This is a genomic window from Arthrobacter sp. 7Tela_A1, from assembly GCF_049311065.1.
Lineage (GTDB): Bacteria > Actinomycetota > Actinomycetes > Actinomycetales > Micrococcaceae > Arthrobacter_B.
Genome location: NZ_JAXIOO010000013.1, coordinates 57,133 through 70,698, shown reverse-complemented (window position 1 = coordinate 70,698; position 13,566 = coordinate 57,133). Strand labels below are relative to the sequence as shown.

At 65.2% G+C, this 13,566-nt stretch carries 13 protein-coding genes; 5 read left to right on the top strand and 8 right to left on the bottom strand.

Annotation, left to right across the window (positions count from 1 at the left end; all coding sequences use genetic code 11):
• From tal to pgl, 5 genes are read left to right on the top strand one after another with little or no spacing between them, the layout of a single operon-like run.
• Complete coding sequence (gene tal, locus TVB01_RS07760; protein ID WP_422455330.1) at nucleotides 1-1,116, top strand: transaldolase; 1,116 nt, start codon at nucleotides 1-3, stop codon at nucleotides 1,114-1,116.
• A gap of 4 nt (nucleotides 1,117-1,120) precedes the next feature.
• Complete coding sequence (locus TVB01_RS07755) at nucleotides 1,121-2,737, top strand: glucose-6-phosphate isomerase (RefSeq protein WP_422455329.1); 1,617 nt, start codon at nucleotides 1,121-1,123, stop codon at nucleotides 2,735-2,737.
• Nucleotides 2,738-2,740: 3 nt separating this feature from the next.
• The gene (gene zwf / locus TVB01_RS07750) at nucleotides 2,741-4,285 is read left to right on the top strand and encodes a glucose-6-phosphate dehydrogenase (protein WP_422455328.1); all 1,545 of its coding nucleotides are present in this window, start codon (nucleotides 2,741-2,743) and stop codon (nucleotides 4,283-4,285) included.
• Nucleotides 4,282-5,220 (top strand): glucose-6-phosphate dehydrogenase assembly protein OpcA, encoded by a 939-nt coding sequence (locus tag TVB01_RS07745; protein ID WP_422455327.1) that lies wholly within the window; start codon nucleotides 4,282-4,284, stop codon nucleotides 5,218-5,220. Before zwf ends, TVB01_RS07745 begins: the two co-directional genes overlap by 4 nt.
• A complete protein-coding gene (gene pgl, locus TVB01_RS07740; RefSeq protein WP_422455326.1) occupies nucleotides 5,217-6,026 on the top strand; it encodes a 6-phosphogluconolactonase in 810 nt (269 codons plus the stop codon). The genes TVB01_RS07745 and pgl overlap by 4 nt, the downstream gene beginning before the upstream one ends.
• A gap of 98 nt (nucleotides 6,027-6,124) precedes the next feature.
• Here the strand turns inward: pgl and secG are convergent, their stop codons facing one another.
• The 8 genes from secG to rapZ all read right to left on the bottom strand — a co-directional run bounded on the left by secG (nucleotide 6,125) and on the right by rapZ (nucleotide 13,471).
• On the bottom strand, nucleotides 6,125-6,376 hold the full coding sequence (gene secG / locus TVB01_RS07735) for a preprotein translocase subunit SecG (RefSeq protein ID WP_422455325.1): 252 nt from the start codon (nucleotides 6,374-6,376) through the stop codon (nucleotides 6,125-6,127).
• A gap of 53 nt (nucleotides 6,377-6,429) precedes the next feature.
• A complete protein-coding gene (tpiA, locus tag TVB01_RS07730) occupies nucleotides 6,430-7,245 on the bottom strand; it encodes a triose-phosphate isomerase (protein ID WP_227896739.1) in 816 nt (271 codons plus the stop codon).
• Between the two features lie 87 nt (nucleotides 7,246-7,332).
• On the bottom strand, nucleotides 7,333-8,559 hold the full coding sequence (locus tag TVB01_RS07725; RefSeq protein ID WP_422455324.1) for a phosphoglycerate kinase: 1,227 nt from the start codon (nucleotides 8,557-8,559) through the stop codon (nucleotides 7,333-7,335).
• 44 nt (nucleotides 8,560-8,603) lie between these two features.
• Complete coding sequence (gene gap, locus TVB01_RS07720; RefSeq protein WP_422455323.1) at nucleotides 8,604-9,608, bottom strand: type I glyceraldehyde-3-phosphate dehydrogenase; 1,005 nt, start codon at nucleotides 9,606-9,608, stop codon at nucleotides 8,604-8,606.
• Nucleotides 9,609-9,821: 213 nt separating this feature from the next.
• A complete protein-coding gene (locus TVB01_RS07715; protein ID WP_227896743.1) occupies nucleotides 9,822-10,448 on the bottom strand; it encodes a superoxide dismutase in 627 nt (208 codons plus the stop codon).
• A gap of 106 nt (nucleotides 10,449-10,554) precedes the next feature.
• A complete protein-coding gene (gene whiA / locus TVB01_RS07710; RefSeq protein ID WP_227896744.1) occupies nucleotides 10,555-11,535 on the bottom strand; it encodes a DNA-binding protein WhiA in 981 nt (326 codons plus the stop codon).
• Between the two features lie 10 nt (nucleotides 11,536-11,545).
• The gene (locus TVB01_RS07705) at nucleotides 11,546-12,571 is read right to left on the bottom strand and encodes a gluconeogenesis factor YvcK family protein (protein ID WP_422455322.1); all 1,026 of its coding nucleotides are present in this window, start codon (nucleotides 12,569-12,571) and stop codon (nucleotides 11,546-11,548) included.
• Nucleotides 12,572-13,471: an RNase adapter RapZ gene (gene rapZ, locus TVB01_RS07700; protein ID WP_422455321.1), complete on the bottom strand. Its 900-nt coding sequence runs from the start codon at nucleotides 13,469-13,471 to the stop codon at nucleotides 12,572-12,574.
• Nucleotides 13,472-13,566 lie beyond the last annotated feature (95 nt).

Sequence of the window (13,566 nt, the reverse complement as noted above, 5' to 3'; positions counted from 1 at the left end):
ATGACTTCCAGCCCCACAGCAGCACTGTCCGACGCCGGAGTATCCATCTGGCTTGATGATCTTTCACGTGAGCGGATCACCTCCGGATCACTGAAGGACCTCATTGCCTCCCGCAACGTCGTCGGTGTCACCACGAACCCGAGCATCTTCGCGGCCGCACTGGCCAACGGCGAGTCCTATGCGGCACAGGTCCAGCAGCTTGCGGCCAGCGGAGCCACCGTTGACAAGGCGGTCTTTGAGATCACCACCGACGACGTACTGCAGGCGTGTGATGTCTTTGCTCCCGTCGCAGCAGCGACCGACGGCGTTGACGGCCGCGTGTCCATCGAGGTGGATCCCCGCCTCTCCCGCGACACGCAGGGAACCATCAACGAGGCCAAGGAACTCTTCGACAAGGTCGGCCGCAGCAATGTCCTGATCAAGATCCCGGCGACGCCTGAAGGCCTCCCGGCCATCACTGCAGTAATCGCTGCCGGCATCAGCGTCAATGTCACCCTGATCTTCTCGCTCCAGCGCTACCGCGAGGTCATCAACGCGTACATGGCCGGAATCGAGCAGGCCCGGGAAAACGGCCACGATCTCTCCACCATCCATTCCGTGGCTTCCTTCTTTGTCTCCCGCGTGGATACCGAGATCGACAAGCGGCTCGACGCTGTCGGCACCGACGAAGCCAAGGCGCTGAAGGGCAAGGCAGGGCTCGCGAACGCACGCCTGGCCTACCAGGTCTGGGAAGAGCAGTTCGCCACGGAGCGCTGGCAGGTGCTGGCAGCCGCCGGAGCCCGGCCGCAGCGCCCCCTGTGGGCGTCCACCGGGGTCAAGGATCCGAACCTCCCGGACACCCTCTACGTCACCGAGCTCGTGGCTCCGGGAGTCGTGAACACCATGCCGGAGAAAACCCTCGAAGCTACTGCCGACCATGGGGTCATCACCGGAGACACCATCACTGGGACCTACACCGAATCGGCCGCTGTGATGGACGACCTGGACCGTGCCGGCATCGATTACAACGACGTCGTTGGCCTTCTGGAGACTGAGGGCCTGGACAAGTTCGTCGTGTCCTGGGGTGAACTCCTGGAAACCGTTTCCGCAGCACTGACCAGCGCGCAGGAGGCATAAACCCATGACCGCTCTGTCCTTTGAAGCAGCAGGAGCTGCCCGTGACGCCGTGGAGGCCAAGGTCCCCGGCCTGGTCCGGGACGAGGTAGCCACCCGTCTCCTCGCCCAGGACCCCACGCTGTGGGGCCCCGAAGCAGAAGCTGAAGCGTCCATCCGCCTGGGCTGGCTGAACCCGGGCGAAAGCTCCCGGCCGCTGCTGGGACAGATACGCGAACTCCGCCAGGCGCTGGCAGCCGAGGGAGTCAACCGTGTGGTCCTCGCCGGGATGGGAGGCTCCTCGCTGGCACCGGAGGTCATCACCGGCACCGCCGGGGTGGATCTCACGGTGCTGGATTCCACGGACCCCGACTCCGTGGCTGCCGCCCTCGCGCAGGACCTCGCCTCCACCGTGATCGTGGTGTCCTCCAAGTCCGGCTCCACCGTGGAAACAGACTCCCAGCGCCGCGTCTTTGAAGAGGCCTTCACCCAGGCAGGCATCGATGCTGCTTCACGGATCGTCGTGGTGACGGATCCCGGGTCCCCGCTGGACACCGCTGCCCGCGAGGCAGGCTACCGTGCGGTGTTCAACGCCGACCCGAACGTCGGCGGCCGCTACTCTGCGCTGACGGCTTTCGGCCTGGTTCCGTCCGGCCTGGCGGGCGCTGACATCGAGGCGCTGCTCGGGGAAGCAGAAGATACGGCGGAGATCCTCAGCGACAACGCGGAAGACAACATCGGCCTCGCCCTGGGCGCGGCCCTGGGCGGCACCGATCCGCTGCGGAACAAGATCGTGATCGTTGACGAGGGATCCGGGCTGGTTGGCTTCCCCGACTGGGCGGAGCAGCTCATCGCTGAATCCACCGGAAAGCTCGGCACCGGAGTGCTGCCGGTGGTGGCGGAGCCGCAGGCTCCGGAAACCCTTGCCGGCGCACCGGATGTCCTGGTGGTCCGGATTACCTCTCCGGAAGCGGAAGCGATGCCGGAGGGCAACCAGGTGGTGGTCTCCGGGAGCCTCGGCGCTCAGATGATGCTGTGGGAGTACGCCACGGCCGTCGCCGGTCGCCTGCTGGGGATCAATCCGTTCGACCAGCCGGATGTCGAGGCTGCCAAGAAAGCCGCACGCGGCCTGCTGGACGCACAGCCGGAGCCCGTGGCGCCGTCGTTCGTCGACGGGAATATCGAGGTCCGCGGCGATGCGGCGCTGCTGGGCGGGTCGAAAACCCTCAAGGAGGCACTCGGTGGCCTCCTGGACCAGCTCGGCGCGGATGGCTACCTGAGTGTCCAGGCTTACCTGGACCGCAGCGCCCAGTCGGATCTCGAGCGGCTGCGCCCGGAACTGGCCGGAATCACCGGCCGTCCCGTGACGTTCGGCTGGGGTCCGCGGTTCCTGCACTCTACCGGGCAGTTCCACAAGGGCGGGCCGGCGCAGGGCGTCTACCTGCAGATCACCGGGGCGCCCTCCGCCGACGTCGCGATCCCGGGGCGGCCCTTCAGTTTTGGCGAACTGATTGCTGCCCAGGCCGCCGGTGATGCCCAGGTCCTCGCTGACAAGGGCCGTCCGGTCCTGCGGCTGAACCTGCTGAACCGGGCTGCGGGATCCGAGCAGCTTGCTGACACCATCAAGGATCTGGACGGTAATTAACTGATGTCCCCCGAGCACGACAACGGCTCCCCCAGCCCGTTGCGGGACCCGCGCGACCGGCGCCTCAGCCGCATCGCGGGTCCTTCATCGCTGGTGATCTTCGGCGTCACCGGCGACCTTGCCCGCAAGAAACTCATTCCCGCTGTTTATGACCTCGCCAACCGGGGGCTGCTGCCGCCGAGCTTCTCGCTGGTTGGATTTGGCCGGCGCGACTGGAGCGACGAGGACTTCGCCGCCTACGTCAAGGAATCGGTCCAGGACCGGTCCCGGACCGCGTTCAGTGACAACGTGTGGGAGCAGCTGGCCGAAGGCATCCGCTTCGTGCAGGGCGGCTTCGACGACCATCAGGCCTTCGACACGCTGCGCACCACCCTGCAGGAACTGGATGAGCAGCGCGGGACACGCGGCAATGTGGCGTTCTATCTCTCCGTGCCGCCGAAGAGCTTCGAACAGGTCTGCCAGCAGCTCTCCAGCCACGGCCTGGCCGAGTCGACGGACGGACGCTGGCGGCGGGTGGTCATCGAAAAGCCTTTTGGCCATGACCTGCAGTCGGCGCGGGACCTGAACGAGGTGGTGGAGTCAGTTTTTCCCGCGGACTCCGTCTTCCGGATCGACCACTACCTCGGCAAGGAAACGGTCCAGAATATCCTCGCGCTGCGTTTCGCCAACCAGCTCTTCGAGCCGATCTGGAACGCGAACTTTGTTGACCACGTGCAGATCACCATGGCCGAGGACATCGGCATCGGAGGACGCGCCGGTTATTACGACGGCGTAGGGGCAGCCCGCGACGTCATCCAGAACCACCTCCTGCAGCTGCTGGCGCTCACCGCGATGGAAGAACCGATTTCCTTCGATGCAGCCCACCTGAGGGCTGAAAAGGAGAAGGTGCTCGCCGCGGTCCGGCTGCCGAAGGATCTCTCCCGGCACTCTGCCCGCGGGCAGTACACCGGCGGCTGGCAGGGCGGGGAGAAAGTCACCGGCTTCCTGGAGGAAGAAGGCTTCAACCCGGAGTCGAAGACCGAGACGTTCGCCGCCGTGCGGCTGGACATCAATACCCGCCGCTGGGCCGGAGTTCCGTTTTACCTGCGCGCCGGCAAGCGGCTCGGCCGGCGGGTGACGGAGATCGCCGTCGTCTTTAAACGAGCCCCCAACCTGCTCTTCCGGGACCATGCCGAAGACGATTTCGGGCAGAACGCCGTCGTGATCCGGGTACAGCCGGACGAAGGCGCGACCATCCGGTTCGGTTCGAAGGTTCCAGGGACCCAGATGGAAGTCCGGGACGTGTCCATGGACTTCGGCTATGGGCACTCCTTTACGGAATCCAGCCCGGAAGCCTATGAGAGGCTGATCCTGGATGTCCTCCTTGGCGAGCCCCCGCTCTTTCCGCGGCACCAGGAGGTGGAACTCTCCTGGAAGATTGTTGATCCGTTCGAGGAGTACTGGGCATCGCTGGATGAACAGCCTGAACCGTATGCACCGGGAAGCTGGGGGCCGGCTTCCGCGAACGAACTGCTCGCACGTGACGGAAGGACCTGGAGAAGGCCGTGATTGTTGAACTGCCTGACACCACAACGTCCAAGGTGTCCAAGAAAATCGTCGCCATGCGGGAAAAGGGCGGCGTTGTCGCCCTGGGCCGTGTCCTCACTCTGGTGGTGGTCACCGCGCCGGACTTCGTCGAAGAAGCGATTGAAGCTGCCAACACTGCCAGCCGGGAGCACCCCTGCCGCGTGATCGTGCTGGCCGCCGGTTCGGCAGATGAGCCCTCGCGCCTGGACGCGCAGATCCGGGTCGGCGGAGATGCCGGTGCCTCCGAAGTCATCCTGCTCTACGGCTACGGTGAGCTCGCGGCGGAGAGTGAGTCGCTGGTATCGGCCCTGCTGCTGCCTGACGCTCCAATCGTCGTCTGGTGGCCCCATGGCCTGCCGCGTTCGGCGGCGTCCACTCCCCTGGGCCGGATCGCCCACCGGCGGATCACCGATGCTGCGAACGAACCGGATCCCAAGCAGTCACTGCTGGACCTCAGCCGGACCTACGCTGACGGCGACACCGATCTCAGCTGGACCCGGCTCACTCACTGGCGCATCCAGCTGGCCGCGGTCCTCGAACAGAACGGTGCCGACGGCCTCACATCCGTCACTGTCGAGGGGGCGTCGGACTCAGCGAGCACCTTCCTGCTGGCGGCTTGGCTCAAGCATGCACTCAGGGTTCCCGTGCAGATCATTGAAGATCCTGCCGGTGCCGGCATCAGGCGTGTCAGGATGGAACGCGCGGCGGGTGCGATTGAGCTTTACCGGCCCGACGGCGGCAGCATGGCCCACCTGATGCAGCCAGGCCAGCCCGAACAGCGGATCTCCCTGCCGCTGCGGACACTGCACGAATGCCTGGCAGAGGAATTGCGCCGGCTGGATCCAGACGAGGTTTTCGGAGAAGTACTGACGGAGGGGCTGGCAGCCTGCCTGGTCCCGGAAGGGACCACCGCATGAGGCAATCTCCCCATGGCGTAAGCATCCATCCCAACGCGGCGGCGCTGATAGACGCAACTGCTGCCCGCCTGATCACCAAGCTCGTGGATGTGCAGAACAGGCGCGGCGAAGCAACGGCAGTCCTCACCGGCGGGACCGCAGGCATCGGTGTGCTCGCTGCTGTGGCCGCTGCGCCGGCCCGCACCGCGGTTGACTGGCAGCGGGTCAACTTCTGGTGGGGTGACGAGCGGTTTGTCGCCCCTGACTCCCCCGACCGCAACGCCCTCGCTGCCCGGCAGGCGATGCTCGCCAGCCTAGGCGTGGACCAGGCACGGGTGCATGAGGCCGCGTCTACCGACAGTACCTCCACGGTGGAAGAGGCGGCTGCCGCGTACGCAGCTGAACTGGCCGCAGCGGCAGAGGCCGAAGACCTCGCGGAGGGCTTTGAGCAAACCGATCCCCGTCTTCCGCGCTTCGACATCCTGCTGCTGGGTGTCGGACCGGACGCCCATGTCGCCTCGCTCTTCCCCGAGATGGCGGGCATCCGCACCACGGGCCAGACGGTGGTGGCCGTGCGGGACTCCCCCAAACCTCCGTCGGAGCGCATCTCGCTCACTTTGGAAGCCATCAATACGGCGGATGAAGTCTGGCTCACCGTAGCTGGTGAGGACAAGGCGGGCGCCGTCGGGCTCGCGCTTGCGGGGGCAGGACCGGTACAGGTGCCCGCAGCCGGACCCCGGGGACGTTCGAAGACCAGATGGCTGATTGACCAGGCCGCGGCTTCACAACTGCCTGAACGGCTGCTGCAGACCGAGGAACGGCACTAGGCACTGTAAGCACAGAGGAAAGGCCCCGGGTTATCCGGGGGCCTTTCCTCTGTGCTTACAGGCATTGCCGAAGGGCAGCGCGGTTCCGCTCCGGGTCCCTAGGACTCGCCGGCGAAACGCTGGATCAGGCCCAGGGCGATGATAACCACGCCCCAGGACACGCCAAGGATAACGGTGAAACGGTTCAGGTTCTTTTCCGCGACCCCGGAAGAACCCATGCTGGTGCTCATGCCGCCGCCGAACATGTCTGACATACCGCCGCCGCGACCCTTGTGCAGCAGGATCAGGAGCGTGAGCAGCAGGCTGGTCAGGCCAAGCAGGACCAGCAGGATGATCTTCAGAATTTCCACTTACGGCCTTTCACGGGTGACGCATTGAATTGGAGACGCTGCCGCTGCGCAGGTCAGTCGGTCACCAGGTGTTCCTCGAACCTGACAATATTAGCAAATTCGGCCACGTCCAAACTGGCGCCGCCTACCAACACGCCGTCGACGTCACGCTCCTTCAGGATGCTGGCAGCATTCGAGGCCTTAACCGACCCGCCGTACAGCAGCCGGACCTTTGCAGCGACTGCGTCGTCATACAGGTCGGCGAGCTCGGCGCGGATGGTGTTGCACATTTCCTGGGCGTCGTCCGGCCCGGCCACCTCGCCCGTGCCAATCGCCCACACCGGTTCGTAGGCGATGACCAGACCGGAAACCTCTTCGGCGGTGAGTCCGGCCAGGTCATTGCGGACCTGCTCGAGGGTGTGCAGCAGGTGGTTGCCTGCCTGCCGCTCTTCCAGGCCTTCGCCAACGCACAGGATGGGGACCAGATTGTTGCGGAAGGCAGCCTTCAGCTTGGCGTTCAGGAGTTCATCAGACTCGCCGTGGACGCTCCGGCGTTCACTGTGCCCGACCAGGACGTAGCTGCACCCGAGCTTGGACAGGAACTGGCCTGAAATGTCGCCGGTGTACGCGCCGGAATCCTCGGGAGAGAGGTCCTGGGCGCCGTATGCCACCTTCAGCTTGTCACCCTGCACGAGGGTCTGGGTGCTCCGGAGATCGGTAAACGGCGGGAAAACGACGACCTCGACGCGGTTGTAGTCGTGCCTCGCGTCGCTGAGGGTCCACGCAAGCTTCTGCAGCAGGGTGATGCCCTGCATGTGGTCCATGTTCATTTTCCAGTTGCCCGCGATCAGCGGTGTGCGGTCATACTTGCCGTTGGTCGAGGTAGTCATCTCTGCTCCGGTTCATGTGGTGGTGTCGATAGATGGTGGACAGGGCAACGGGCCTGCCGGAAGAATCCCGGCAGGCCCGTTCACCGATTACTTGTCGAGGACGGCGATGCCCGGCAGTTCCTTGCCTTCAAGGTATTCCAGGCTCGCTCCGCCGCCGGTGGAGATATGCGAGAAGTCGCTGTCGGAGAAGCCCAGCTTCCGCACGGCCGCGGCCGAGTCCCCGCCGCCGACGACGGTCAGGCCGCTGCACTGCTTCAAGCCCTGGGCCACCGCCTTCGTGCCGCCGGCGAAGGCATCGAATTCGAAGACACCCATCGGTCCGTTCCAGAAGACGGTGGCACCCGACGCGATGCGGTCAGCGAAGGCCCTGGCGGAATCCGGTCCGATGTCGAGACCGATCCCGGCAGCTCCGAAGCGGCTGTCCTCCATCGCGTCAGCGGCGACTACCTCGTGGTCTGCGTCGGCCGCGAACTTGTCTGCGACCACGATGTCGGTCGGCAGGACAAACTCACAGCCCAGCTCCGCGCCACGGGACAGATAGCCCTTCACCGTTTCGATCTGGTCCTCTTCGAGCAGGGAAGCTCCAACCTTATGGCCCTGGGCGGCCAGGAACGTGAAGACCATGCCACCGCCGATCAGCAGGCTGTCGGCGCGGGTCATGAGGTTCTCGATGACGGCCAGCTTGTCGGAGACCTTGGAACCGCCCAGCACCACGACGTAGGGCTTGGCGGGATCCGTCGTCAGGCGCGACAGCACCTCCAGCTCGCTGCGGACCAGATTGCCCTCATAGGCAGGCAGGACTTCGGCGATGTCATAGACGCTGGCATGCTTGCGGTGGACAGCCCCGAAAGCATCGTCGACGTACGCCCCGCTGCCGCCGGTGAGGCCGGCAAGCTCACGTGCCAGCTCCATCCGCTGGGCATCGTCCTTGGACGTCTCCCGCGGATCGAACCGGATGTTCTGGAGCACCAGGACGCTGCCGGATGCCAGGCTTCCCGCACGTTCAACGGCACTGGGACCGGTGACGTCGTCGGCAAACTCCACCGCGAACGGTGCGAGCTCGTCGAGCCGGTCCACGGCCGGACGCAGGCTGTACTTTTCGTCCGGCTGGCCCTTGGGCCGTCCCAGGTGTGCCATAACGATGACCTTGGCGCCATGCTCCACCAAAAGCTGCAGCGTAGGAATAGAAGCGCGGATGCGACCGTCGTCGGTAACCTTCCCGTCCGCCAGCGGGACGTTCAGGTCCGAGCGGACCAGGACGTACCGGTTGCCAACGCCGTCGCCGATGAGCTCGTCAAGTGTCTTGATTGTCATATCTGCCTTTGTTTCTGTGCCCTGTGGGGGCGGAGGACGGGGACCTAGAGTTTCGAAGCTACCAAGGTGGTGAGGTCCACCATGCGGCACGAGTAGCCCCATTCGTTGTCATACCAGCCAACTACCTTGGCCTCGTTGCCCATGACACGCGTCATGCCGGAGTCGAAAATGCACGACGCCGGATCAGTCACGATGTCGGACGAGACGAGCGGCTCGTCGGTATACCGGAGGTAGCCGTTGAGGGGACCCTCGCTGGCGTCCTTGTAGGCAGCGTTGATCTCCTCAACGCTGACTTCCCGGGCAAGGTTCACGGTCAGGTCGGTGACCGATCCGGTAGGCACCGGCACACGCAGTGCGAAACCGTCCAGCTTGCCGTCCAGGTCCGGAATCACCAAGCCGATTGCCTTGGCGGCGCCTGTGGTGGTGGGCACGATGTTCAGGGCTGCTGCCCGTGCCCTGCGCAGGTCCCGGTGCGGGCCGTCCTGCAGGTTCTGGTCAGCGGTGTAGGCGTGGACCGTCGTCATGAGTCCGCGTTCAATGCCAAACGCATCGTGGATGACTTTCGCCAGCGGGGCCAGGCAGTTGGTGGTGCAGGATGCGTTGGAGATGATGGTGTCAGTGGCAGGGTCGTACTCGCTGTCGTTCACACCCATCACGATGGTCCGGTCGGCACCCTTGCCCGGGGCGGAGATCAGTACCTTCTTGGCGCCGGCTTCAATGTGCTTGCGCGCATCGTCAGCCTTGGTGAAGAACCCGGTGGACTCAATGACGATGTCAACGCCCATGTCCTTCCAGGGCAGTTTTGCGGGATCACGTTCGGCGAGGACGCGGACGGTTTTGCCGCCTACTACCAGGTTGCCGTCCTGGACCTCTACGGCCTCATCGAGGCGGCCGGTGATCGAGTCGTATTTGAACAGGTGGGCGAGGGTCTCCGGGCTTGTCAGGTCGTTAACCGCGACAATGTCAAGATCCGCATTCTGCTCCAGTGCTGCCCGGAAGTAGCCGCGTCCGATACGCCCGAATCCATTGATTCCAACACGAGTAGTCACTTTTGTTCTCTCCTTGATAGCGGGTCGTTCGAGAATTAGTGACCTCAGTGGGACAAGGCCACTTCAGTTGACTTCGCAGGAGCGGCGCGTCCCGGACCTGCTACAGCGCACGGGTTGCCGGTCGGGCGCTGCATGAGCCGTGTGCTTCATCTTACGCGCAGGTGCCGCCGGTCACACACCGGCGGCACCTTAAACCCGGTACGGTTTCCCCGATTAGGCGGGGAGCACCAGCTGGGTAGCGCCGGCGCGTGCAGCATCGAACCGGGCGGCCACGTCGGCCCAGTTGACGATGTTCCAGAATGCCTTGACGTAGTCAGCCTTGACGTTGACGTAGTCCAGGTAAAAGGCGTGCTCCCACATGTCCAGCATCAGCAGCGGAATGGTTCCAACGGGGATGTTGCCCTGCTGGTCGTAAAGCTGCTCGATCACAAGGTTTCCGCCGAGGGGTTCGTAGGCGAGGATGGCCCAGCCGGAACCCTGCAGGGAGTTCGCCGCGGCGGTGAACTGGCCGCGGAACGCGTCGAAGGAGCCAAAGAAGTCGTCGAGGGCCGCAGCCAGCTCGCCGACCGGCTTGTCGCCGCCTTCGGGTGAGAGGTTGTTCCAGAAGATCGAGTGGTTCGTGTGTCCGCCGAGGTGGAACGCGAGGTCCTTGGAGAGCTTCGGGATGTTGCCGAACTCGCCCTTTTCGCGGGCTTCGGCCATCTGGGCCAGTGCGGTGTTGGCGCCGGCCACGTAGGTGGCGTGGTGCTTGTCATGGTGCAGTTCCATGATGCGAGCCGAGATGTGGGGCTCCAGTGCTGCGTAGTCGTACGGCAGTTCCGGCAGTGTGTATTCGTTCACGAAAATCCTCCGTTGATACTCGGATCCATTTATCCGGACGGCGTGTCCACCCGGAAGTTTATGATGCTGAATAAATCAGCACGCTTAGTCCATCCTATGCGTGAGCCTACTGGTCAAGCATTTCGGCGGTCACATTGGCCTCCGTGCCCGGAACTCCCAGTTCAGAGGCCCGCTTGTCCGCCATCGCGAGCAGGCGGCGGATCCGGCCGGCGATTGCGTCCTTGGTCATGGGAGGTTCGGCCAGGCGGCCCAGTTCGTCAAGGCTGGCCTGCTTGTGGGCGACCCGGAGCTCGCCGGCGTAGCGCAGGTGTTCAGGCACGTCCTCCCCCAGGATCTCCAGTGCGCGTTCCACCCTCGCCCCGGCCGCAACGGCTGCCTGCGCGGAGCGGCGGAGGTTTGCGTCGTCGAAGTTCGCCAGGCGGTTGGCCGTAGCGCGCACTTCCTTGCGCATCCGGCGTTCCTCCCAGACCATTAGGGCATCGTGGGCGCCCATCCGGGTCAGCAGGGCCGCGATGGTGTCACCGTCACGGATGACGACCCGGTCCACGCCCCGGACTTCGCGTGCCTTGGCCGCGATACCGATCCGGCGTGCTGCACCGACCAGTGCGAGGGCTGCTTCGGGACCGGGGCAGGTCACTTCGAGTGAAGATGAGCGGCCTGGCTCGGTGAGGGATCCGTGGGCGAGGAAGGCGCCGCGCCAGACAGCTTCGGCATCTGCTGCGGAACCGTTCACGACGACCGAGGGCAGGCCCCGTACGGGCCGTCCCCGGGCGTCCAGGAGCCCGGTCTGGCGGGCCAGGGACTCTCCGTCCTTCACGACGCGGACAACGTACCGGTTGCCCCGCCGCAGCCCTGAACCCGAAACGACAACGATGTCGCTCGCGTGGCCGTAGACCTCGGCGATCGCGGCCCGCAATCTCCGGGCTGTCGATGCGAGGTCCACTTCGGCCTCGATAACGATGCGCCCCGAGATGATGTGCAGGCCTCCTGCAAAACGCAGCATTGCCGAAACTTCGGCTTTTCGAACGGAGGACTTCTTCACGGTAAGCCGTGAAAGTTCCTCTTTGACTGCAGCAGTCAGCGCCACAAGCACACTCCTAGAGTTCCCCAAATACATCGTGATAAGCAGCCGCAAGCCGCAGCGGATCATGGATCGGACTCCCGGCCGCTGCCCCTACCTTACCGAAGACAACGCGGGCACCCATTTCGGCAGCAGCTGCGCTGAACTCGCTCCTGTCCTCCACGACGCGGGGATCGGCCAGCACGGCGTCCACCTTGAAGCCGGGAGCATAGCGCCGGATGACCTGCAGGTGGTCCACTGCGCTCATGCCCGCAGTCTCCTTCGTCTCATTGCTGAGGTTCATGGTCAGGCACCGGCGGGCACCCGTGCTGCACAGCGCCTCGCGCATCTCGGGGAGCAGCAGGTGCGGCAGGACGGACGTGTACCAGGAGCCAGGTCCCAGGATCACCCAGTCTGCGCGGCCGATGGCAGTTACCGCCTCGGTGCAGGCGGGTGCATCCGGCGGAAGCAGCCGAACGTCCACGACGCTCGATTGGGTTCCCGCGACGGCCAGTTCGGCCTGGCCCGTGACGGTCTCGTGCCGAAGTCCGGTCTCCGACTGCCGCAGGACGTCGCCTTCGATCGTCAGCGGGAGGGTGGACATGGGCAGGACCTGGCCCCGGGCGCCCAGCAGGGCTCCGGCCCATTGCAGTCCTGCCACCGGATCGCCCAGCAGTTCCCACAGGGTGACGATGAGCAGGTTCCCGAGCGCGTGGTTGTCCAGGGACCCTTCGGCGCCCGGCCGTGAACGGAACCTGTGCTGCATGACGTCCCGCCAGGTTCTGCCCCAGTCGGTGTCGTCGCAGAGCGCGGCAAGCGCCATCCGGAGGTCGCCGGGCGGAAGGACGTCCAGCTCCTGGCGCAGGCGTCCGGAGGAACCGCCGTTATCGGCGACGGTGACGACGGCGGTGAGGTCGGTGGTGAGCAGGCGCAGGGCCGAGAGCGTGGCGGAAAGCCCATGGCCGCCGCCCAGTGCGACGACAGCCGGTGACGTGCCGCCGCCCGGGGGGCGCAGCGCTCCTCCGTCAGGAAGGATGGGAAGGGGCCCGGTGAGGAACCCCATCTATTCCCGCCCGAGATCGCGGTGGTGCGCCGCTACGGTGACGTGGGGAAGCTTCGCCAGCCGCTTGGCAAGTTCTTCGGTGACCGCGACAGAGCGGTGCTTGCCCCCGGTGCAGCCGACGGCGATGGTGGCGTAGTGCTTGTTCTCGCGGCGGTAGCCGTCAATGACGGGAGCCAACGCATCGACATAGCGGTCCAGGAAGTCCTCGGTGCCGTGCGCCCCCAGGACAAAGTCCCGTACGTCGGAATCCTGCCCCGTGTGCGGGCGCAGCTGCGGGACCCAGTGCGGATTCGGGATGAAGCGAACGTCCGCCACGAAGTTCGCGTCGACGGGGAGGCCGTACTTGAAGCCGAAGCTCATCACGTTCAGCCGGAGGACAATCGGACCCTGCTCCGTGAAGAGCTCGGTGATTGTTGTTGCCAGCGCGTGAACGTTGAACTTGGAGGTGTCGACGATGACGTCCGAGGCGTCGCGGAGTTCCCTCAGCACGTCCCGCTCAGCGGCGATGCCGTCCAGGATGCTTCCGTCTTCCTGCAGCGGGTGGGGCCGGCGGCCGGATTCGAAGCGCTGGACAAGGGCCTGGTCCGAGGCTTCGAGGAAAAGCACGCGGTAGTCGACGCCGGCGGCCCGGAGGTTGCCCAGGGCCTCCCTGATGTCCTGGAAGAGTTCCTTGCTCCGGACGTCGATGACCACGGCCAGTTTGGGGATGGAATGGGGCATGCGGGAGACCAGCTCGGTGAGTGTCCCCAGCATCAGCGGCGGCAGGTTCTCCACCACGTACCAGCCGTGGTCCTCCAGGGCATTGGCTGCGGTGCTCCGGCCGGCACCGGACATGCCGGTGACGACGAGCAGTTCGGACTCGGCAGGCTTGACGCTTTGCAGCCCGTCCACTTCAGTCATGTTTTCCTTGTTCCCGTCAGTCACCGGGTTCCCCGGACCGGGGAGCCCCAAAGGCCGGCCGGCGCTGGTCGGATTTCTCCGCCGGGGACGGCTCC